Annotated in this window: 18 protein-coding genes; 6 read left to right on the top strand and 12 right to left on the bottom strand. The window is 48.0% G+C overall.

The window, feature by feature from the left end; genetic code table 11:
- Positions 1–4 precede the first annotated feature (4 nt).
- Both MiSe_RS11010 and MiSe_RS11005 read left to right on the top strand, forming a co-directional pair.
- Positions 5–790, top strand: a complete 786-nt coding sequence (locus tag MiSe_RS11010; protein ID WP_226578778.1) for a peptidylprolyl isomerase — start codon at positions 5–7, stop codon at positions 788–790.
- 18 nt (positions 791–808) lie between these two features.
- The gene (locus MiSe_RS11005) at positions 809–1,117 is read left to right on the top strand and encodes a hypothetical protein (protein ID WP_226578776.1); all 309 of its coding nucleotides are present in this window, start codon (positions 809–811) and stop codon (positions 1,115–1,117) included.
- Between the two features lie 70 nt (positions 1,118–1,187).
- On the opposite strand, the gene MiSe_RS11000 is transcribed toward MiSe_RS11005, so the two are convergent.
- The 3 genes from MiSe_RS11000 to MiSe_RS10990 form a co-directional block, all read right to left on the bottom strand.
- Positions 1,188–1,367 carry a hypothetical protein gene (locus MiSe_RS11000; protein WP_226578773.1) on the bottom strand — a complete coding sequence of 60 codons (180 nt, stop codon included), beginning with the start codon at positions 1,365–1,367 and terminating at the stop codon, positions 1,188–1,190.
- A 103-nt stretch (positions 1,368–1,470) separates the two neighbouring features.
- The gene (locus tag MiSe_RS10995; protein ID WP_226578760.1) at positions 1,471–1,716 is read right to left on the bottom strand and encodes a hypothetical protein; all 246 of its coding nucleotides are present in this window, start codon (positions 1,714–1,716) and stop codon (positions 1,471–1,473) included.
- 890 nt (positions 1,717–2,606) lie between these two features.
- Complete coding sequence (locus MiSe_RS10990; protein WP_226578756.1) at positions 2,607–2,834, bottom strand: hypothetical protein; 228 nt, start codon at positions 2,832–2,834, stop codon at positions 2,607–2,609.
- A gap of 306 nt (positions 2,835–3,140) precedes the next feature.
- On the opposite strand from MiSe_RS10990, the gene MiSe_RS10985 reads away from it, so the two are divergent.
- The 3 genes from MiSe_RS10985 (at position 3,141) to MiSe_RS10975 (ending at position 5,577) form a co-directional block, all read left to right on the top strand.
- A complete protein-coding gene (locus tag MiSe_RS10985; protein ID WP_226578753.1) occupies positions 3,141–3,533 on the top strand; it encodes a Nif11-like leader peptide family RiPP precursor in 393 nt (130 codons plus the stop codon).
- Between the two features lie 596 nt (positions 3,534–4,129).
- Complete coding sequence (locus MiSe_RS10980; protein ID WP_226578750.1) at positions 4,130–5,368, top strand: nif11-class peptide radical SAM maturase 3; 1,239 nt, start codon at positions 4,130–4,132, stop codon at positions 5,366–5,368.
- 59 nt (positions 5,369–5,427) lie between these two features.
- The gene (locus MiSe_RS10975) at positions 5,428–5,577 is read left to right on the top strand and encodes a hypothetical protein (RefSeq protein ID WP_226578748.1); all 150 of its coding nucleotides are present in this window, start codon (positions 5,428–5,430) and stop codon (positions 5,575–5,577) included.
- 506 nt (positions 5,578–6,083) lie between these two features.
- On the opposite strand, the gene MiSe_RS10970 is transcribed toward MiSe_RS10975, so the two are convergent.
- The 8 genes from MiSe_RS10970 to MiSe_RS10935 all read right to left on the bottom strand — a co-directional run bounded on the left by MiSe_RS10970 (position 6,084) and on the right by MiSe_RS10935 (position 18,750).
- Positions 6,084–6,524, bottom strand: a complete 441-nt coding sequence (locus tag MiSe_RS10970) for a nitrogen fixation protein (RefSeq protein ID WP_226578745.1) — start codon at positions 6,522–6,524, stop codon at positions 6,084–6,086.
- 239 nt (positions 6,525–6,763) lie between these two features.
- On the bottom strand, positions 6,764–7,012 hold the full coding sequence (locus MiSe_RS10965) for a hypothetical protein (protein WP_226578742.1): 249 nt from the start codon (positions 7,010–7,012) through the stop codon (positions 6,764–6,766).
- Between the two features lie 660 nt (positions 7,013–7,672).
- Positions 7,673–13,084: a hybrid sensor histidine kinase/response regulator gene (locus tag MiSe_RS10960; RefSeq protein ID WP_226578739.1), complete on the bottom strand. Its 5,412-nt coding sequence runs from the start codon at positions 13,082–13,084 to the stop codon at positions 7,673–7,675.
- 97 nt (positions 13,085–13,181) lie between these two features.
- Positions 13,182–16,058, bottom strand: coding sequence for a methyl-accepting chemotaxis protein (locus MiSe_RS10955; protein ID WP_226578736.1), 2,877 nt, complete (start codon positions 16,056–16,058; stop codon positions 13,182–13,184).
- A 113-nt stretch (positions 16,059–16,171) separates the two neighbouring features.
- Positions 16,172–16,702 carry a chemotaxis protein CheW gene (locus MiSe_RS10950; RefSeq protein ID WP_226578733.1) on the bottom strand — a complete coding sequence of 177 codons (531 nt, stop codon included), beginning with the start codon at positions 16,700–16,702 and terminating at the stop codon, positions 16,172–16,174.
- Between the two features lie 10 nt (positions 16,703–16,712).
- The gene (locus MiSe_RS10945) at positions 16,713–17,078 is read right to left on the bottom strand and encodes a response regulator transcription factor (RefSeq protein WP_226578730.1); all 366 of its coding nucleotides are present in this window, start codon (positions 17,076–17,078) and stop codon (positions 16,713–16,715) included.
- Positions 17,079–17,194: 116 nt separating this feature from the next.
- Complete coding sequence (locus MiSe_RS10940; protein WP_226578727.1) at positions 17,195–17,398, bottom strand: hypothetical protein; 204 nt, start codon at positions 17,396–17,398, stop codon at positions 17,195–17,197.
- A 116-nt stretch (positions 17,399–17,514) separates the two neighbouring features.
- The gene (locus MiSe_RS10935) at positions 17,515–18,750 is read right to left on the bottom strand and encodes a response regulator (RefSeq protein ID WP_226578724.1); all 1,236 of its coding nucleotides are present in this window, start codon (positions 18,748–18,750) and stop codon (positions 17,515–17,517) included.
- A gap of 803 nt (positions 18,751–19,553) precedes the next feature.
- Between MiSe_RS10935 and hmpF the strand changes: the two genes are divergently transcribed.
- Positions 19,554–21,320 (top strand): pilus motility taxis protein HmpF, encoded by a 1,767-nt coding sequence (hmpF, locus tag MiSe_RS10930; protein WP_226578721.1) that lies wholly within the window; start codon positions 19,554–19,556, stop codon positions 21,318–21,320.
- 2 nt (positions 21,321–21,322) lie between these two features.
- Here the strand turns inward: hmpF and tilS are convergent, their stop codons facing one another.
- Positions 21,323–22,339, bottom strand: a complete 1,017-nt coding sequence (gene tilS, locus MiSe_RS10925; RefSeq protein ID WP_226578718.1) for a tRNA lysidine(34) synthetase TilS — start codon at positions 22,337–22,339, stop codon at positions 21,323–21,325.
- Between the last annotated feature and the right edge of the window lie 128 nt (positions 22,340–22,467).

The raw sequence follows: 22,467 nt of genomic DNA, 5'->3' as shown, positions 1-22,467 counted from the left end.
AACCATGAAAGATACTTTAGAACAATCTGCTCCGCCAACTCAGCAAGAATTGGAATTTCCTAAAATTTCTCCAGCCACAGATGCAGATATCATTGCTCATCTGCGGCACTCTTGCAAAATTGCAGAAATAGCAACTTTAGCGGAACGGGACGCCTTAATTCTAAAAATTTGCGAAAACCTTGGTATTGGAGTTACCGACGAGGAACTACAAACAGCAGGAAATACATTTCGCATGGAACATAAGCTGCTGGAAGCTAATACAACCCTAGCTTGGCTTTCTCAGCAACGCATTACGGTAGAAGATTGGACTCAAGGTATTAGACTTAACCTGCTTGCAAAGAAGTTAAAAGAGTATCTCTTCGGTGAAGCTGTTGATAACCATTACTTGCAAAACCGTAACGACTATAAGCGGGTTGCTCTCTCTCAAATTGTAGTAACTAACCTAGAAGAAGCTTTGAAAATAATCCAGGCAATTCGAGAACAAAATGCTTCGTTTTGTGCTTTAGCTCTGGAATACTCGAAAGTTAAACAAGCTAAAGAAAACGGTGGTTTTGTAGGCATTCGCTTTTTAACCGAACTGATGCCAGAAATTGCTAAGGTTGTTTCTGAAGCCAAGGAAGGTGAAGTTCTCGCTCCCATTCAAACTAAATTTGGTTATCACGTTATTAAAGTTGAAAAGTGGTTTCCTGTTGAATTGAATGAATCGATCAGAGAACGAATTATGGAATCAATTTTTCAAACTTGGTTACAAAATAAAAGCCGTCTAACATTACCCAACAGTAAAGGATAATTTTAAGGAGGCAAATAAATGTACAGTTTTCCCGTTGTTGCTGGTATCATATTCATACTCAATGGAACGATTGAGTTCTTGCGTAGAGAGTATGTATCAGGGAGTATCTGGGTTATTCTAGGTACATTATCTCTGCTAACTCATAATATGAGAGAATTGGAGAATTTCCAATTCAGCGATCTGAGGCGGTTATCTGTAAAAGCAATATCTTTTGGTATTGCGCTAACAATAGCTGTGGCTCTATTTGGCTATCAAATTTTTCGTGATTACACAGCTAAATATAGTTTGAATAAAGACCGTTCGGAACACATTCAACGTCGTCAATAACACCAATAAATGGAAAATGCAGCACCAAATAGAGTGCTGTTTTTTTGTATTTTAAAAATAAGCCAGCTGATTAAAACAATAGCGGCGTGAATATGACAATGCTAGGCAGAAATGGCGATATAATTCCACCATGAACGCCGTTCAGATCGGCATCGCTCAGTTCACTAATAAAATTTTCTTCACCCATGAAGAACTCGGAACCTACTGGTTGTAAGTCAGAAACTTTGATAACAGCCATAATTTGCCTCAAGTTAATAGTTGTTTGTGCTGAGAGTCACGGTACTGCAATTTTTTTAAAGTGGAAGTATAGAAGTATAAAATTTATGTTCATACCTCCACTTTAAAATACTGTTTTAGAAGTACTTGCCAACCACGTAAGAAACAGCCGCACTACCAACCGCACCAGCCACAAAGAACAAGGGTGTAAGTCCACCATGAATGCCGTTAAGATCGGCATCGCTCAGTTCATTGATAAAGTTTTCTTCACCCATGAAGAACTCGGAACCTACTGGTTGTAAGTCAGAAATTTTGATAGCAGCCATAATCTTGCTCCAAATAAACAATAGTTGCTGGCGCTGAGAGTTTAAGAGTGAATTCAATGTTTTATTCAACTCTTGAGTTGCTATTAGGACTTATTAGCTATTTTTGAAAACATTTTTACAATTCAATTTAAGACATAATTTAGATATTTATATTCCATATTTTCAGTTTAACTGTAAAGCAATAATTAGTTGCGATGTATTACTTATGTCAATTTCTATAACATAAATTACCTAAGTTTTTGCTACACAACTGGTTGACCAGGGTGAGGCTACCAGTACCCCTGTAGCAATCATTTGCATAAACGATATAACTTTTGTAAAAATCAACAAGTTGCCAAAATTATAAATTGAAGTTTCAACTGAGTTTGATAGCATAAAAATAAGATAAAAAAGACGTAATTTTATAATTAATGTCTGTAAAAATCGCTCTCGAATGACTTTGTTGTTAGATTTATTCTCTAAGATAGCTATATATAATTACTCAAAAAAGGAAAACTAATGACTGCTATTACACCGCTCTGCATCCGGCTGGTTCCGATCTGTTCCTTGATTCTGAAAGCTTTCTGAGCGATTTGTCAGATAGCGAACTTCAAATCCAAGGAGGATTGTTTTACCCTACTATCACCACTACAGTGATTACAATTCTTACACCGTCTTTCGGAACACCTATATTTCCTGTACTCTAACTTTGAGTTAATTTCATAGTATTAAAAAACTGGCGTTCGCACTAAAATCGCTAGGTTTTATTTAAAATAAAAAAATAATTTTTAGACGAAAATAAGAGTATTATGTCTAAGTATCTTTAATTTATCCGTTACCCACTACGTAAATAGCCCTTCGGGTTTTATCGAAGGGCTTAGTTTATCCAGTTATACAACTAGATTTTAAATTTTCATCCGTAAGATGGCAGCCAAAACCCACCCGTCTCTACAGTGTATAGCAAATATTTAGCAAATCGGTGAGGCTGGGATGTAAATTAATCCCATTACGATCGGGGGGATGATTGGTTTGATAGTAGATAAACCACCTTTAACCGCAGCTGCCTCCTCGTCAGACAAGGATTCTTCTGCGGCGGCGATCGCTTCCTGGCGTCGTGCTTCCGCATTAACAACAGCTTCAGCAATCAAATCGTTAATTTCGATTTGACTTTGGTGTTTTCTTGAAATAGCGTCCATTTTTACTTTTCTCCTCAGTGTTTGAGTGTGAATAAGGTAGACACATAGCGTTAGTTTAAATTTAGCCAAATTTAACTAATAATTTCAATCTTTTATTGATTCACCAATAATTAATTGTAAATGAAAAATTTATGATGTTTTCCATCATAAAAATTAATAAAGACATAAATACAAGTTTTTAGGCCAATAAAGTTATTCATAAGATTGACTGATTATTCCAAATTATGGCAAAGTATAGACAAGATTGCTGTTCTGTTTTCTCCATTCGGCTCTGCGGTTTTTAAATTTGATTCAAAGGACGACTGTATGTCTGTAAATTTGTTAGAAAGACTGAAAGAGTTTTTGGTAAGGCTGGTTAAAGACCAAGCCTTCCGCACTCAACTAGATAACAGCACGGTTGAGGAACGTCAACAAGTATTGAAAGAGGCTGGCTACGTCTTTTCAAAAGAAGAATTTGAAACTGCCGCTCTCCATGTAATAGAGTCAAAAGAGCAGGGTGAATTCAGCGACCTGAATGAAGAAGAGTTAGCCGCAGTCCTCGGTGGATTTGTTGGCGGAAAATATCCCATTATCCAACCCATGTACGGCGTAATTGTTTGGCCTCCAAAAGACTGGTGGCCTCAACCGCTGTATGGAGTCATTGTCTCAAGCGACCAATCATTAACTCAAGTTGCTAGTTATCTCTCTGGGAGCGGCTAATGGCGTTACTAGGCTCTGCCCTGGTCACGAGGCTAATGGCGAGATTGGTAAAAATCCTTTATTAGCAATTAGCAATTAGCCATTAGCAACGCCCTTGTTTATAACTAGCAACTTGCGTTAATTACTTTTTCATCTGCCGCTTTGAGGATGAAAAGCGCGAGCGCTGTGTTTTTAGCAAGTATTTATTGCTATGCTGAAGTTTGTTCCTCAGGCGGCAAACATTTAGAGTGGGAGTTTAACAGTGATGAGTGTACTTTCTCCCACTTCAGTAAGTTCAATCATTTAAATGACGAGGAGATTCTAAATGGCTAATATTACTATATCTGACGTCCATCCTGCTGGTTCTTAATTGTTCCAAGGATCGGAAAGCTTTCTGAGCGACTTAACAGACCACGAGCAGATTTATATTACGGGTGGTTTGGTTAGCATGACTGGCCTCAGTATCGTCAGAGTTCCCGTATCAGAAGATATTTACTCCGTCTCTATTTCTTTTGTGTTCTGAGGCTGAATAAAAATGGAGACATACTCAAGCAGTTATGTCTCCAAAATGAAGTTTAAGAAATTAACTTACCCAATCCAAAAAACTGAAGGTTTTTATGACATATCGCCGCACCAGTTATGCCGTTTGGGAAATTACTCTAAAGTGCAATTTAGCTTGTAGTCACTGCGGTTCGCGAGCCGGACAAGCACGCACTAAAGAACTTACCACAGAAGAAGCGCTTGACCTCGTTCGGCAGATGGCAGAAGTCGGCATTAAGGAAGTTACACTGATTGGCGGCGAAGCATTTCTGCGTCCGGATTGGTTGCAAATTGCCGCAGCGATTAATAAAGCTGGGATGCTTTGCAGCATGACTACTGGAGGTTATGGCATCTCGCTGGAAACAGCACGTCGAATGAAAGAAGCAGGCATTGCAACTGTCTCCGTTTCAATTGATGGTTTAGAAGCAACACACGATCGCTTGCGCGGACGCCAAGGATCTTGGAAATATGCTTTTAAAACCATGAGTCATCTGAAAGAAGTCGGGATTAAATTCGGCTGCAACACCCAAATTAACCGCTTGTCAGCACCTGAATTTCCTTGTATCTACGAACATATTCGTGACGCCCTTGCGATCGCTTGGCAAATTCAACTAACCGTCCCAATGGGGAATGCCGCAGACAACGCAGATATTCTCCTGCAACCCTGCGAACTACTCGATATCTATCCGATGCTAGCCCGAGTAGCTCGGCGAGCAAAGCGCGACGGCGTGCAACTCCAACCGGGTAATAACATCGGTTACTATGGCCCTGACGAACGATTTTTGCGAGGACGCGGAGAGGGAGACGAGTGGACATTTTGGCAAGGCTGTTCTGCGGGACTTTCTACTTTAGGAATTGAAGCAGATGGCGCCATTAAAGGTTGCCCCTCCCTGCCTACAGCAGCTTACACGGGTGGCAATATCAGAGACCTTTCACTGCGAGAAATTGTTGAAGAAACTGAAGAATTGCGCTTCAATTTAGGAGCTGGAACTCCCCAAGGAACAGCGCACTTGTGGGGCTTTTGTAAAACCTGCGAGTTTGCCGAACTTTGTCGCGGCGGCTGTACTTGGACTGCTCATGTTTTCTTCAACCGTCGCGGGAATAATCCTTACTGCCACCATCGGGCGATCGTACAGGCAGAACGGGGAATTCGGGAGCGCGTTGCTCCTAAAGTTCAAGCGCAAGGGCTACCCTTTGATAATGGTGAATTTGAACTTATTGAAGAGGGTATTAATGCGCCTTGGCCGGAAAATGACCCGCTTCATTTTACAAGCGATCGCATCCAATGGCCTGAAACTTGGCAGGATGAACCATAATTTTCCCATCCCCGATTAGTTGAAGTTTAATCAGTTACAGTTGCCTGGAGCTATAAGTTATGGCAGAAAATTCCAATTCCCTCAATGATAAATCTCAAACTTCCATCCTTCCTCGCACCGCATGGAAGAGCGAATTAGCCTTTTTAAAAGCCATGTTAAAAGCCAAACAAGCCTTAGACAAAAGAGAAAAGGATACGCTCAAAAAATAAATTATAACTTTCAGGACTTACGCAGAAACTCTAAATGTAGGGTGCGTTAGACGAGAGTATGGCACCATCACCACCATATACCACCCACCATATATGGTTTTGGTGCGTAATATCATGTCCGTTGAATTGCCCATCATAAAAAACCTCACCCCGTCGTTGCGTAGGGACACGGCATCAGAGATATCTCGGACAAACAGATAACGTTAATCGTGCCGTGTCCCGGCTGATGATTATGGGTAATCTTAAGGACATGATATAAGTCCTGCTTTTATAAATTGGCAAGGCTTTCTAAGTTGAGTAAAAACCCCCTGATGATTAATCAGAGGGCTTTTTTCTATTTAACGCAAGTTGCTAGTTATAAGTTGTGACATTGGTAATTGGTAATTGGTAATTGGTAATTGGATTCATGGCTCAGTCTACTCTTGACAATTACCCATTACCCATTACCTATTACCAGCAACCTTCGATGTAACTAGCAACTTGAGTTATTTAATTGATTGAATTGATTACACAGGCGCAGGTGTCGCTACCTGACGTATTTGTTCAGATGGGCTGTAGTTATCTGTGATAACTTGCGGACAGCGCATACACGCTGCTTTACCTTCTTGCTGCCACCACCGACACTCGCGACGGATAGGGCAAGATGGTAAATTCTCCGATACGGCAGCCAGTTGATTTGCAACTCGCGTTGCTAGACGACAATTTGCGCCATCAAAATGCTGGCAACCTGTCCCCGCACAGGGAGCAGCAACTCGAAACACTTCCCCTGGCGTAACAGGGCCGCTCAGAGCCATCAGTTCATCAGTCAGAGGCTGAACCTGCTTAAGATAAGCGACTTGGGGTTTTTCTACTGTCCCAACAACTATCCCAAATACCGCACTATTCCCGACTTCAGGTCGCGCACTGGGGCAAAGGGGTGTAGAACTTTTGACATCGATTTCTTCCATTGGATCGGCCTCTACCTACGAATTTTTTACCATCAGGACTTACGCAATCCTAGAAACCGGGTTTCTTGCTGCGTTCGCTAGTTCCAAGTCGAAGATTTTTCAGAGAAACTTTGGTGTTTGCGCGGGTTTCTTGCTACATTCGCGTAGCGGAAGGGAGGCATATCTCTGGTTCCCTTTCCCAACGATTTTTCAGAGAAACCCGGATGGGTGCGCGTAAGTCCTCACCATTTCAAACTTGACTAAGAAATGGAAGTTTCAGTAGGTAGAGCGATTAAACCAACTATAATCGGCGGACAAATCATTCTTCCTAAAATGATTGGCTTTACAGGTGCACAAAAACCACCTTTAACAGCAGCTGCTTCTGCATCAGACAGAGATGCTTCTACATCAGTAATTTGATGGCGGCGTGCCTCTGCATTAGAAACAGCTTCAGTGATTAGGTCAGTGATTTCAACTTTAGCGCGATGATTTTTGGAGATGCTGTCCATTTTTTTGGGGATTGTAGTTGTGGTTATCTTGAAGCTATTGATAGCTTCTTATTGCTTTAAAATATAGCCTAATTTTTTCTGATATTTCAAATAATACAATCGATTTTTTGGACTTAATTTAGTAAGTTTTGTCTGAGAATCCCCAGAGGCATTTTTGGAGTAAAATGCTATGCAGTATCTAATCTGCTTTCATGGCAAAGCTCTTCAAAAAGACAGGAATTAAGCAAGGGCGTTGCCAGAAACCCGGTTTCGAACGTCGAACGCGAGTGCGGAAGGGAGGCATATCTCTGGTTCCCAAACCACGATTTTTCATATCACCAAAGTTTCTTTGCGTAAGTCCTGAAACAGATGCAATTTGAGCTTATATCATGTCCTTTGGCAACGGTTGTGTAACTGCTAATAGCTAATCGCTAATGGCTAAATAAAAAAGAACCAGTCAATAATTATTGAGCAGAGCTGGAGGCAATTGACCAGCAATTAGCAAGCTTGCAATTAGCTATCCATACACTACCGATGCCTAAGGACATGATATTAAATCAACAGTTTTTAATCGGATTAAAATTAGACAGCCGAGCAAAATTAAAGGGCTGGAGGTGACTCCAGCCCAAACATTTGATGTAGCTTAATCCCCTAATTTTTTCAGGTAATTGGGCTAAAAACTTATGAAGCGCTAATATTACTGGGCACCAATTTTTCTCCTTTCAGCATCCGCGAAGCCGCATCGAGCAACGCTTCTTCTAGATAAGGCTTAGTGAAGTAACCGCTAGCACCCAAATCGAAGGCCATTTCTCGGTGTTTTTCCGCACCCCGCGAAGTCAGCATTGCTACCGGCAGATGAGTGAGGTCGGGGTCTTTATGCAACCGCGAGAGCAACTCCAGACCGTTCATTCTGGGCATTTCGATATCGCAGAAGACTATATCGCAAGGCAAACCCGATTTGAGTTTATCCCAAGCCTCCTGACCATCACGTGCTTGTTCCACGCGGTAGCCAGCCTTATTAAAGGTCATCGAGAGCAGTTCGCGTACAGTGATCGAATCATCCACGATCAAAACTCTCGGCTCGTTGACGGGGGTTTCTGACGCCGCTGCCAGATTATTTTGCTCCCACAACATGGCGCGGCGATCTTTACCTACCCGTCCCATCGCGATGTCGATCAACTCCAACACGTCACCAATCGGCATGATCCGACCATCCCCCATCACGGTAGCACCCGCGATGCCGATGGGTTTAGGTACCGGGCCTTCGAGTTGCTTAATTACAATTTCCTGCTCGCCGACCACCTGATCGACCTGGATCGCCAAGAAGTTACCAGCGCTACGCAGTACAACGATCGCCACCGAATCTTCATCTTTGCTAGCGCCGTACACGCGACCCCGACCTAGTTGGCGATTGAATGTCAGCAACTCGTTGAGATGCTTGAACTCCAACTGCATATCGCGCCATTGAATATACTGATTGCCTTCACCATTGACTTGAACCCGAGATTTAGGCACATCGAGCGCATCTTCCACGCCATCCATCGGGAAGGCAATCCGAGCTTGGTTGCTGACGCAGCACAGCGCTTTACAAATACTCAGCGTCAGCGGCAGGCGAATCGTAAACGAGGTACCTTTGCCTTGAGTCGAATCGGTGGTGATCGTTCCCCGAATTTCGCTGACGTTGGTACGTACCACGTCCATCCCAACCCCTTTACCAGCGATCAAGTCAGCCTTATCCTTGGTACTCAAACCAGAAAGGTAGAGCAGTTCGTAGGCTTCGATGCGGGATAGGCTCTTGGCTTGTTCTGCGGTGATCAGTCGTTTTTCCACCGCCTTAGCCTTCAGCAGTTCCACATCGATTCCCGCACCATCGTCGGAGAACGAGATCACCGTCTGGTTACCTTGGTGGAAGGCAGAAAGGGTAATCCGACCCACGGGTGGCTTGCCTTGCCGCTGCCGCACTTCAGGCGCTTCGATCCCGTGGGCGAGGCCATTGTTGATTAAGTGCTTCATCGGGTCGGAGAGGTGTTCCAAAATCAACTTATCGATTAAGGTTTCCCGCCCTTCGATTCGCAGTTCTGCCTGTTTGCCCAATTCTGCAGCTTTATCGCGCACGTAGCGGAATAACGGAAACACCCGTTCAATTTCGGCAAACGGCACCATGCGGGCGCGAGTCAAGCCTTCTTGCAGCTGGGTGGTCACCTGCCGGAACTGGCGGCTGACTTGATCGGTTTCATCAACGATGAATTCGATGTCAGAGGCAGATTCCCGCACTCGCACAATCAGTTCGATCATTTCTTGGGAGAGAGTGTGGAACGGCGTAAAGCGATCCATTTCGATATGATCCCAAGTCGAACCCGATGAGTAACCGCTAAATCCATCGCCACCTGTGGTGGAGAAGCGATAGCTCTGACGGCTAGCCAGCAGCGCCGATTCGAGTAGACTGCGCTCGTACAAATCCTGCATCCTAGCGCCCACATCGCTCAGTTGCTGGACTTGGTGCAGTAAATTATCCAAAAACTGCCGCAGCCGTTCTTGATCCTGTTCCAGGCTGTTCCGGTTGACTACCAGTTCCCCCACCAAGTTGGTGAGGTTGTCTAGCTGCTTCACCGGCACCTTCATCGTTTGTTCAAATATCCTCGCCCTTGGCTTAGACGCATTAGCCTGCCCCGGCCTGGATTTCATTGGCGGGCCACCCAGGGTTTCCGCACTGGCTATCATGGCTTCCAGGTCTTCAAATTCGTCGCTAGCCGCCACAGCTTGGGTTTTATCGGTGGTTGGCACGATCTCCGGCGTACTCTTGCCCTCTCCTGGTATAGCCGACACCATCGATGACATTGTATCCAGGGTAATATCCGCGCCGGTTGGTGCGATCGCCTCTTCCCCCAACATCGCTTCCAGGTCGGCAAAATCTAACTCTGCCGATGGCTGGCTTGAACTTACACCCGTTGCCCCTATATCCCCTGCTTCATCCAACATCGCTTCCAGGTCGGCAAAATCTAACTCTGCCGATGGCTGGCTTGAATTTACACCCGTTGCCGATGGCGGATCCCCTACTTCACCCAGCATCGCATCCAGGTCGGCAAAATCCGGTTCTGGTTCCAACTCTGCCGTTGTTGTTGTCTCTGCAAAAGCCAACTGCTCAAACGAAAATTGCTCTTCTCCCTCAGTGGTTGTTGTTGTCTCTGCAAAAGCCAACTGCTCAAACGAAAATTGCTCTTCCCCCTCTGTTAAATTTAATACTTCCTCCTCCGTGTTTTCCTCATATTCTTGTTGAGCCAAATCCGATTCGGCATCTACATCCTGAGTAATTTCTGACAGCCATGCCAAATCATCATCATCTGCCCCTGTCTCGCTCTCCGCTGACGGAAAATCAAAGCTTAACAGTTCTTCTGCCGTTGCATTATCAGCAATCTCAAAAGCTTCCTCCTCTGCCGGTGTTTCATTTCCGAACAAATCGAACTCAGTACCAGGCTCATCGGCAAAAAGGTCAAACTCCCCTTCTCCACCATCGGAGATCCGAGCCTGGATTTCTGCATCTTGTGGAGGTGGTGTTTCCATATCGGCAAACAGATCCGCGGAAGCCAAGAGCCAATTGGCATCCAGTCCTAGATCGGCTTCTGTTTGAGATGGCTCGCCCCAAAGTTGGGACGGTTCATCCAGGGAGAAGAAATCATCTATCGATGCTTCAGCATTCTGCGGTGACGGATAGTCCGTTGTGGGTTTTGAACCAACCTCTGGCGCGCTAACGATACTTTGCGCCGACGGGGTTTCTCCTGCGGCTGCTTCTGACCCAAACAGATCGTTGGCATCCCAATCAAAATCATCTGTCAGGGCGCCGAATTCAACCGCTTTTGCATCCCCCGCGATTTGATCTGCCCAGTTTTGGTTGATTGCTTCGAGTCCCATCAATTCCGACTCGTCGCCCAATAGCATTGCTGCTTCATCTTCAGGCGAGTTAAAGCCAAAATCTACTTCACCAAATGAGAGCGCTGGCGTCAGCGCTGCCAAGTCAGATCGGCAATCTTCCCTATTTAATTCTATTGGCGCTCTATCCGACAAAGCGCTGCCTGCTGCTGGGGAGATCTCCTCCCTGGCGGTGAATAATTCGCCTTGCCAATCATCAGCGGGGGCAGAGGGTTCAAAGCCAGCCATATCTAACTCATCGGGAACTTGCCCTGCTATGGCGGCGTTATCCCAGCCTTCGAGCCAATTGCTATCGTCCAAGTTAGAGATGTCTGCACTTTGGGACCTTGCCAAGTCAAGCGCCTCTGACTCGTTGGTCAGTTCTGCTTGCCAAAAGTCATCTTCGTTTAATCCGGCAAATAATTCGCTCAAGTCGTCCGCTTCCGGTTCTGATGCGGCTGCAGCTGATGGCGAGGTGGCGCGAATTTGCTCGGTGGGACTATCCTCGAAGCAGAAATCTTCCCCAAACAAACTCAGGTCTTCTTCATCTTGGGAGGTAGCACCAGTCTCTACAGCGGGGAAATCCTCCTCAAACAGGTCGGTCAATGCACTTTCTGCTTCGGCTTCCCCCTGGAACGCTACCGGATCTGAGGTACTGTCGTCGTCGAAGCCGAAATTTTCCCCCAATAAACTGATATCTTCATCTGAACGCGATGCAGGTGTTTCTGTTGCGGAGAAATCCTCGTCAAACAGATGAGCGGTCAACCGGGTTGCCGCTGCGGCTTCCCCCTGGGGCGGTATCGGCTCTGCTTCGCTGTCATCATCGAAAAATGCCTTACCAAACAGCGTCACGGTATCATCTTCTGGGGAGTCGTCGGGGGCTGCTGTATAGGTTTGGGCAAACAGATCGGCTAATTCATTGTCTGTCGCTGCATTGAAATCGTCGAAGCTTTCCAACAGAGGCTCGCTTTGAGCGTCGCCGAGAACTTCTTCCAATTGCCAGGTAGAATCGAGTTCTGGGACTTCTTCTGGGAAAAGGTCGTTTAAGGCAATCAGTTCCGCTGCCCCAACTTCCGGCCCTGTAGGATCTGCCGGTGCCGTCACGCTCGGCTTTTCCGGTCTATCGCTGCGAGCGGTTGTTTTTGCGGGGGTAACATCGGTGTCAGGTACCCAGAAAAATTGTGCAGCGTCATCCCCTGGTTCCCATGCGTTCGCGCCGAAGTCAATCGCGCCAGAGGGCGGCTCGCTGGCAACACCGTCGCCGAGAGCGTCTGCGGGGGCCTCTGCGAGGGCTGACTGGAACCAGTCTTCCGAGTCGTCGCTGTCTCCGGTCACTGCTAGCAGGTCTACCAAATCGGATTCTATGGCTGCTTCCGGTGTTGGTGCTGGTGGAGCGAGCGCTGCGAGTTGGGAGCTGACCGCCACTTCGGCTTCCCGTCCTGCTAATACCAGTTCTTGGGCTTGTTTGATTTCCTTGATGACGATCGGTGCTAGAGTTTGGGAGGAATTGTCGGGGTTAGCGATCGCCCTTGCCCCACAGGAGAGCAACTCGCTCCAACCAGGTAGGTTGAAGCGAGACCCCAGTTCCTGCAATTGCCTGCAGCGCGACACCAGATCCTCCCGACTGTTGGGCCACTGGGGTGGCTTAAAAAGCTGCAACATCTGCCGCAGATGCTCCATCACCTCTTGTTGAAACGCCACCTGGATCTGATCTTTTTCCTTCGCTGCTGCGGCTACAGCTGGCACTTTGACGCCGCCTACTGGCTGTTTGGTCAGAACTTCTAGGTGTTGTTGCAGTTCGCTAAAGACGGGTGCCGTTGTTGACATCAAACTGGCGGCGACCTCCTCGGTTAAACCAAAAGGCCCTTGCAGTTGTTCTATCAGGGATTGCAGCGTATCAAACACTCGCAAGAACAGGGACTCCAGCTTTTGGTCAACTCGCACCGGACTGCCTTCCAGGATCTTGAAACAGTCTTCTAACAGGTGAGACGTTTTTTGGATGCTGCTAAGACCGAGCATCCCTGCTCCGCCTTTGATCGAGTGAGCGGCACGGTATACTTCCTTCAACATTTCCGGGTCGTCGATCGTGTTTTGCAGCGCGAGCAACCCTTGCTCGATCGTGTTGAGGTGATCTTTGGCTTCTTCGATGAAGTAGCCCAAAATCCGCTGTTGTTGTTCAGGCAGCATAGTTCTATTTTGGGTTTTAGAGTTTGGATTTTAAATGGAAATAACAGCTTTTGCGGGAAAGCTGCTTCTGACTCATGACTGCTTGACCTCAGATCCTCTACCGTTCTGTCACGTCCACTCGGAAGCGTTCGACCCCGGTCAACAGGTCGCGGGCGACGCCGACCAGGTTTTGCAGCGAACCCGATACGCGCTGAGCTTCTTGAGAGGTTTCTTGCGCGGTCAGTTCTACGGATTGCACCACCTGAGCCACGTTGCGGGTGATTTCCGCCTGTTCCACGGTATCGGCAGTAATCGAGCGCACCAGGGCGTCGATCCGATTCGACACCTGAATGATGTCGTCGAGGGCGCGCTTGGCTTGTTCTGCCCGTTTGGTACCTTCGATTACCTGCTGGGTGCCTTCTTCCATTGCCATCATCACCGATGAAGTTTCGCTCTGGATTTGCAACACAATTTGTTCGATGTCCTTGAGCGCTTTCGCTGCCCGGTCTGCCAGCTGCCGTACTTCATCTGCCACGATCGCAAATCCCCGGCCTGCTTCTCCTGCCCTAGCCGCCTCAATGCTAGCATTGAGCGCCAACAGGTTGGTGCGGGAGGCAATAGTCGCGATCAACGCGACGATTTTGGCAATTTCTTGGGAAGATTCTGCCAATCTCTTGACTTTTCGCGTCGTTTCTGCTACAGTCTCCCGAATGCTCAAAATCCCCGCTACGGTGCGTTCTACGGCTTCGCCGCCTTTGAGCGCGGTGGCGGCGGAGGTGCGAGCCACTTCCTCGGCTTGTTTGGCGCCGTCGGCGACCCGTTGAATCGCATCGGTCATCACTTGGACTTGATTGAGGGTGACCGCGAGTTCTTCGGCTTGGCGCAGGGCGTCAGCCGAGAGACCCATCGCGAATTTTTCGCTATCCGATGCGTTTTTATTCACTTTCCGGGCGGCGTCTTTCACCTGCTGCACGATATCCCGCAGGTTTTGAATCGTTAAGTTAAAGGCATCGGCGACCGCTCCCAACACGTCGGCGGTGACTTCGGCTTGCACGGTCAAGTCCCCTCTAGCAGCGCCTTCCACATCGTCCAGCAGCCGGATCACTTGGCGTTGCAGGTCTTCTTTAGCCTGTTCTTGCTCTTCAGCTTTCCGTTGCGCCTCGCTCATGGTGGTGAGCATAACGCGGGTCATTTGGTTGAAGCCGGCACCCAGTTGTCCCAATTCATCTTCGGAGTACACCGTTGCTTGAACCGCGAGGTTGCCCCCACAGACAGCATCGAATTGGTTTTGCAACTCCTCGGTGCTGCGCCGGACTTGCTTTTCGATCAGCCCGCCGACGGCGAGGGTGGTGGCACAGCTAGCGACCCCTGCGACTCCAGCCATTGCTAAGCCAGTCCATTGCAACTGTCCCAGGACTTCTCTATTGCTCGATCTAAAAAACACGTTTTGGCTGGTGAAGCTGATCGCCGCCACAGCGATCGCCGATGAGATCCCCACGACTCCCGCCGCGATTAGCCGCTTTCTGCGCAAAGGTGCGTTTTCTAAGAAAGCCAGCCAACCTTGCTCGACCGTCACGGTAGGTTCGATGTGGCGGCTATCCCCCTGGGTAAAGCTGGGGACTTGATCCGTTGCTCCTGGTAGGAGAAACTCTTCGTCGCCAAAGGTCGAGCGATCGCTTCCGGTGCTTATATCTGCCGAGCCCCCTGTACCCAGGTTGCCGCTTGCAGTCGTTAAACTAAACCCAGAATTAGTCGTAGCTGCCGAGAAGCCTGCTGAATTCTCAGGCATGTCAAAATCCGGGATATTCCCCAGATCGTCATCGTCAAAGTCTAATTCGTCAAAATCGAAAGCGGTACTCCCCGTCCCCATTCCCTCTGACCCCTGAGTCGATTCAGCCTTTGTATCTTCATCAAAGGCTGAATCGAAAACCCTGGCATCAAAGTTGTTGGTGGCGTTAAAGCCGTTGGATGTCATCGGGGAACTCCACCGCGAAGGCGCTTGACCCGTTCTTGGGGCTTCGTATGGCTCTTCCTCTCCCAGTAATACGGTTTCATCTTCACCCACTTGGCGTTTGGTAGAGGGAGGTTGGTGGAAGCCATTGGTGTCACCGCCGGTATGGGGCGTTCCCAAGTCACCCGAATGCCACAGGGACAGGGGTCCGGTATCGTCTATGGCGGGGGGTTCGTCTTCTAGGGGCGCGAGCGTTGGTTCAAAATGTTTCGCCGATTGGTAGAACTGGGTTTCTTCATCGTTCGACGAGGCTCCGAACGGGGAAGACTCGTTCCACTGGGCTTTCGCTGCATCGTTGTTCCAGTTAAAGTCGTCATCATCCATCGAAAACAAATCCGATGACCCTAATCCTGGCGAGGATTCCTGGTACAAATTCGACCGCGCGGCGTTATCCCTGTAGGAGCCGTAGTCATCGACAAATGGATTGTCCAATCCCTCTGTTTGTCCTTCTAACCCAGAAGGCGCATAGGGTGAAGTCGAACTGCCGAAAGGATTGGCAAACGGTTGGTCTAACCCCGGTGTATTTTCGGTATCATCAACGCTATCGAGATCCAAACCGCCCAGGTCTACATAACTTCCTGGGTTTGCATCTCCTAGATTTTGCCAATTATTCATCCCTGGCTGGGCGAAGTCTTGATAATCTACCTCGGGTGGAAAGCTATCATCAATATCTTCCAAATTCCCAGGCTCTACAGGTGCCCCCCTCGGCGTTTCGCTTTGATTAACGTAAGCCAGACCGTTGTTGGCATAATTGACGTACTCCTGGTTATCCGTCAGCGATAGGACTTTCTCGTATTCTTCCCTCGCTGCGTCGTACTGCTGCAAGTCGCAGTAAATATGACCCCGCAGCAGACGGATGCCTGCATCTTCTGGGAAATCCTGCACCAGTTGATCGACTATTTCCGCCGCATCTTGGTAATCGCCTTGCATGTAGGCTGTTTGAGCCTGGAGATATTTCTGCCCATAATCTGTTTTGGATGCCATTTGCCTCCTCCAAATAAAGTCAAAAGTTAATAGTCTTGGATTAAAAAGAAACAGCTAGCCTAAGATACAGCGGCAGTGGTTAGTTGAGATTTTCTTTTTTATTGTCTGTTTTTTTAAGCTGCCCACCTTGCCGATCTGAGGATTTTTACCGGATCGAGCAGTCGGAGGCACTGATTAGTTTCAGCGTCTAACACCCACTCCCCGCGCAGAAATGGTTCCATACTGTCAGGGGCGCTGTTGCGCGTCTGGAGCCAATCCGCGTCCAGCCAATCCATGCCCACGATCTGGTCAACTGCTAACCCTAACATTGTGTCTCCGTCTTCCACCGCAATCACGGGAATTTCCGGTCGGTCGGTATTCAACAACGTTGGCTCTCCCAGAAACTGCCCCAAATCCGCCACCCATATTACCCGTCCCCGAAAGTTCACCGTTCCTAATAGCAACGGCGATGCATTGGGAATTGGCGTAATCCTGTCTGGTGGCTGGGAAAGCACCTCTTTGATTCCCGTTGCAGGCAGTGCAAACTCCTGCTCCGGAGATACATAAAATCGCAAGTGCAGCTCACCTTCAGGAGTTTCAAGTTCCTGGAACTCCGGAGCTTGGTCAGCGCCTCTGCCCGTTAAAAAATCCGGATTTCCAACCATAAGCTTTAATTTATCCTCTTAACAGTTGTTTGACCGTTCCAATCAGTTCTTTCGGCTGAAAAGGTTTGGCAATGTACGCATCTGCTCCCTGTTTCATGCCCCAGTAGCGGTCGAATTCTTCCCCTTTAGAAGAACACATTACTACCGGCACGTTCTGGGTTTTAGGGTCTGCCTTCAGCCTTCGGCAGACCTCATAGCCATTCATTCTGGGCATCACAATATCCAAAACCACTAAGTCAGGACGATGACCCTGAATTTGTTCGAGTGCTTCGACACCGTCGCTGGCTACGGTTACGCTTAACCCACTTCCTTTGAGAAGGTCTGAGATCATCTCTCGTTGAGTTACACTGTCTTCCACAACCAGAACTGTACTCATAAGTTCCCACCTACCTGCTGGTTTAACAATTGTTAACAATAACGCTTCTTTAGGGTTAACCCTTTTCGCCGATATGGAACTAAAGTAGCTTGAATCCTTGACGAAAAGATCGCCGCTCAAGTGAAAGCTACTTTGCCAAGGCCAGCCCCAGATTGGGTTCTGGGGCTACAAGCCGTCTTGGGATAGCGAGTTGAGTTAATCCGCGCCAGACTTGGTAAAGTGAATGTTCTTGGCTTAAAATCATCGATTAGCATTGCTATCTGCTGCTGTACGTACATCTGTGCTTTTGCCAAACCTTTGGAGATTAGATCCCTTAGCATAAGTAATTCCGCAATAACTTGTTGTGACCAGACTGGCAATGGGTCAGGCTGGAAAGTCAGGTGCTAGAGTCGGTGGTACGGAACGCAACAGAGTTGCAACCCACAAATCCCTTCTTTTAGGCATGGGAATTGTCAATGGCTCCTATCTCCTCTTCTATCTCATTAATTGACTCTCGATCGGTTTTAGCTTTAGCAGCATCGGCAGAGCCGACGTATTTTTCTACCAGCATCAATAACTCGCTGTCGCCGAACGGTTTGGTCAGGTAGTCAGTCGCCCCTACCATCCGCGCTTTGACTCGATCGATAAACCCATCTTTGCTGGTCAGCATGATAATCGGTGTTTGTCGAAACGCGGTTGCTCGGCGTAACATCGCACAAATTTCGTACCCGTCTAGTTCTGGCATGGCAATGTCGCACAGGATCAGGTCGGGTTTGATTTCAAACACCAGACTCAACGCTTTCACAGGATGGCTGATCGCAGCAACGGCATAACCGTGCTGTTTTAGGGTATACTCTACGGCTTTACAAGTGGCAACGCCATCATCAATAAAGACAATGCTTTTGCTGCCGGTTTCTCCAAACAGCGCTAATTCTCGTCCAGTCGCCGTCGCCACCTGGCCGGAATAGAGCAGTTGCACCCAGCCTTGCTTAACATAAGGATAGATGGCTCGTGCCACTGGTAAAATCTCTCGATTTAAATAGCGGGCCATTCGGCGAATCGAAGTTTTGCCGTCTGCCCAATGCTCCAATATTTTAAAAGTATTTTCTGGCAGAGCTTGGCGTAGCTTGGCAGCATCGGCAACGATCGGACACTGGTCGGGAGATTGGATGTGGGGGTGAAACTGCTTCCACTCCTGCACCTGTTTCATAATTTTCGCCACCACTGGGCCAATTTCCAAGGTCATCAGTTGCGGTGCTAAAGCTGGGCCAATTTCAAACATGAATGACCCGTTGTGTAAGCTCAGCAAGTCAAATAGGGTTTCTTTGACCATACTTTGCAGGATGCTACGCCCTTGAGCTGGAGTGAGGACGTGGTTTTCTAGCAAAGCCCAAAGGTAGCCGTATTCTGGCGCATTGGTAGAAGCAATTGCCGGAACGATCTTGCTGTTGAGGGTCACCTCTACCCGATAGCGCCGCACGTAGTCCCGCAACCGCGATAAACTGCTGTTGCTGTCTGCTGCATAAGCAATTTGACCGTTGAGGAAAAAGACAAACCAAAATCGCTCCCCCAGTCTCGACTTGGAATCCCGGTGCAGGCCAAATGCCTCTACTTCCAGGTAACCCGTTCGCTGACCTAACTCAATCAGTTGCAGGATACTGCGGATATCAATTTCATTCAACGTCCCCTGCATGGAACTTAAAGGTTCTCCTAAAAACCGTATTGGTCAGCCTTCAGTTGCCAGCTTGTTGCCAGCGCCTTTTTGCTGACTTTTTTTGCTTGGGTATGGCAAAATCCCAACCAATCTGGACCTATTCAGTCTAGGTTAGAATTTAACAAATTTTGCGTAATTCCCCATACGCTATGCGGTAAAGATAGATTTTTGCTGGTGACGAGTCCCACCCCGACCAATTGGGATCTGTAGGACAGACAGGTCCCAGGTAAGGAATATCCAATAGATTTGTGCTAAAATCAACAAGTGCTTGTACATCAATGCCATACGCGCTCGCTCAGCTAATAGGTATATGTGACAGCAAAAAGTTTTGGGTCCCAGGAACTAGGACTCCTGCTACTGGAGGGAATCTCAGACCATATCTTAGCAATAGGACGAGGCGTTTCCCGCTCAAGGTAGAAGCTCCATCCGCAATGGGATGGGGTAGTTGACCCTAGCTGCCAACACCATGTTACGATCCGTCCCCTCTGGGTAAATCTGTTGTCAACCATTTTCTCATTTCCCTGATGGCAAATTCTCCTCCCCGGCAAGGGAGCAACTGTCCTGGCTTAGGGAAGTCAGACAATAGAGGCTCTTCGCTGTTTGAGTTAGTCTAATGGTGATTTCAGTGGCGCGCCTCGTAGCGAAGGTCCTTGACAAGTAAACCCAGATTGTTTTAATGCCTTTGTCTACCTAAACTATGTTTAGTCAGACAAAAATTGAATATACGGGGAAGGTCGAGCTATGGCTCGTTGCTCGTTTGACACATCAAGAGGATAAGCGGTGTGCTGTATCTAGCAGAAGTACAAAAGAAAAGCAGTGGCGTTTTTGGGGGCAGCAAGGCCGATCTTAAACTGCTGGCCTGTCAGCGGGGGGAGCAATGGAGTCCAGTCCCTGGTGATGAGGTCATTCCCGCGCCAGAAGAAGCAAACAAATTTGGCGATGGGGGGCTGGTGTTAGTGGAGCTGGCCTCAAATCGACAGGTGCAGCGGATTGAGTCGGGGCGTCAGCTAGTCGGGATTTTGCAAAATTATTCCCGGCAACAAGAAAAATATAAAACCAAAGAAGAAGAAATAGAACAGTGGAAGGAGTCTCTAACGTATCAGGCTCAGGAGCTAAATCGCCGGGAGATGGAAATTCAAGCACGGCAAGAACAGCTCGAGCAAATGGAAGATGAGTTTGAACGGCTCGAGCAACAACGGCAGGAAATTAACAGCGCTCGCGAGGAAGCAGAGCGACTGCGGGAAGAAATCGATCGCAATCGTCGCGAGCTAGAGGGCGCTTGGGAGCATCTGCGGGGTGAAATGCGGCGCTTGGAAGAGCGTCAGTCCCAAGTGCAACAAACTAAAGCGGCAGCACTGGACGAGCATCAGGCAGCCCAAATTCAGGAGATACTAAATAACTTGTCTGGTGCGATCGCCTCCCCAGAACCCGTATTGGAACAGTTAAATTTCGCCTTCGAGACGGTGGCGGCACAACAAGCCGTGCTAGACCAACACTGGCAACAACTCGAGCAAAAACGGGGAGCAGCCTCCCAACAGCAAGCAGATGTAGACCGCACTGCCACCAAGATCCAGGAACGTTGGGCTAATTGGCAGCAGGCTCAGGATTCTCTGATGACCAGACGCTCGGAGTTAAAGGGGCTGCAAAATACTCTGGCTACTAAGCAGGAGTACGTTCAATCCCTCAGTCTCGCCTTGCGAACCCAAAACGATTTAATTCAAGAGGTTCAGCGTCTAGTAGCGATGTCTACTGATGTTAAACTTAGCGCCCAAATCGATATTGCTGCCCTAGAGCGGATGCCCGTGGGTGACCTGCAAGCAATTGTAATAAACCGCCAGCAAGAGTTGGAAAAAGCTAAGCGCTTTGTCAGCGACCAAGAAGAGGAATTGAAATTACGCCAGCAGGCTATCGATGAACTGCAACAGCAAATTCAAAAAGCTAGCGAACAGGAACGTCAACAGCTGCAAAGCGATCTCTCTGACGAGCAAGACAGTTACCAAATGCTGGAAGAATCCTATATGGGTTGTCTCCGCACGCTGCGGGAACGGGAAGAAATTTTCACCCAACACGTAAAAGTGTTGCGCCGTAGGCAAGGACAGGAAGATGAGGAGGGTTTTGATCACCAAAAAATCGATCTCGGCCCAGTTTTGAGGCAGTTAGAAACTATGCGGCAACAACAAGCTGAGCAACTGCAAAAGCTGGAAAGGGAAATCGATCAGATGCGATCGAGCATTCAGCAAGCTCAAGGGATGATCGACCATCAGGCGCAAGAACAGGAACACCAGCGTCAAGAATTAAAGCAGCTCGATCAGAATTTACAATCTCAGCGCGCCGCAGCCGCAGAACTGTGGGGTCGCGTGCGAGTATACGAGGAAATGTTACAGCCAGTCCAGGACAAGCTAAACGAACTGCGCCAGAAGTTAGAAGCGACTTCCGGCACGCTCAATCATATTCAGGAAGTCGGTAACTATCAACGTTGGGCTGTTGGTGAAATGGGCGGCATTGTCATGAGTCTGACTAACCAAGCACAACAACTGGCAGCTTCTTGATTTTAGATTTGGGATTTGGGATTTTGGATTGAGATCCAGTTGCCGTCCACCGTCGCAAAAGCTCCCTTCAAAAACGGATCGGTTTGCGAGCGATTCGGGGCTGTAATCAAAGCGGTAATTTTTTCTACCTGCTCAAAACTGGGTGCCATCTGTAAAGTTTGTTGTAGAAACTGCCGCATCACTCGCCGTTGTAGGGCAAGGTGTGCTTTACGCAATAGCGAACGATTTAAGCATAAAGTAGTCTCGCCTGCTCCTAGTCTCCTCTCCTCGATAGCCTCTTGTAACAGCGCAGAAGCCGCATTTTCCAGATACTCGACTTCTGCGCGTAAAAGTTCCGCAGTTTGAGCTAAGGCTGGCTCGACTTGCGGGTTAAAGTGTTGTTGTAAATAAGGTATTAATTCCTGGCGGATGCGGTTACGGGCGTATTTTAACTCTTGATTGGTGGAATCTTGCCAAACCGGAAGCTGCATGTCTTGGCAAAATTGGGCTGTTTGGGCGCGGGTGATTTCCAGGAGGGGGCGCACTAGCTTGAGGTTATCAGTTAAGGGGCGAACCCAGGTGAGGCTTTGCAAGCCGTCTGCGCCGCTGCCGCGCATCAGGTTGTAAAGTAGGGTTTCGGCGCGATCGCTCTGGGTATGTCCGGTAACGATGTAGGGGTAGTTGTGGGATTGCGCGATCTCACTCAAAGCTTGATAGCGCCACTGTCGCGCTGCTGCTTCACCGTTCAAAACTTGATTTGCTGAAAGTTTGTAGAATGGTAATTGCCAATTTTTAGCTATTTTTTCTACGTGGTTGGCATTGGCTTCTGAGTCTGGACGCCAGCGATGATCGCAATGGGCGATTCCTAAATGCCATTGCCATTTTGGTTGTAAGTCTAATAGTAATTTTATCAAACAAAGTGAATCTTGTCCACCGGATACTGCTATTAATAATTGTTGGTTTTTTGGCAATATTTGACGTTGTCGCAGGGTGCGATGTAGTTGTGCGTGGATGGGTGTCCAGGTGGGGCGGGAGAGCATTATAAGAATTGAACCACAAAAGACGCAGAGGACGCAGAGGAAGAGAAGAATAATTGAACCGCGTTAGCGAAGCGATTCGCGGTAGCGAATTAGGCGCGAAGAACGCGAAGGAAGAGGAAGAAGAGAGG

This window comes from Microseira wollei NIES-4236 (assembly GCF_020521235.1).
GTDB classification, from domain to species: Bacteria; Cyanobacteriota; Cyanobacteriia; order Cyanobacteriales; family Aerosakkonemataceae; genus Microseira; species Microseira wollei.
The sequence above is the reverse complement of the archived record's forward strand: the minus strand, read 5'-3'. Positions and strand labels throughout refer to the sequence as shown.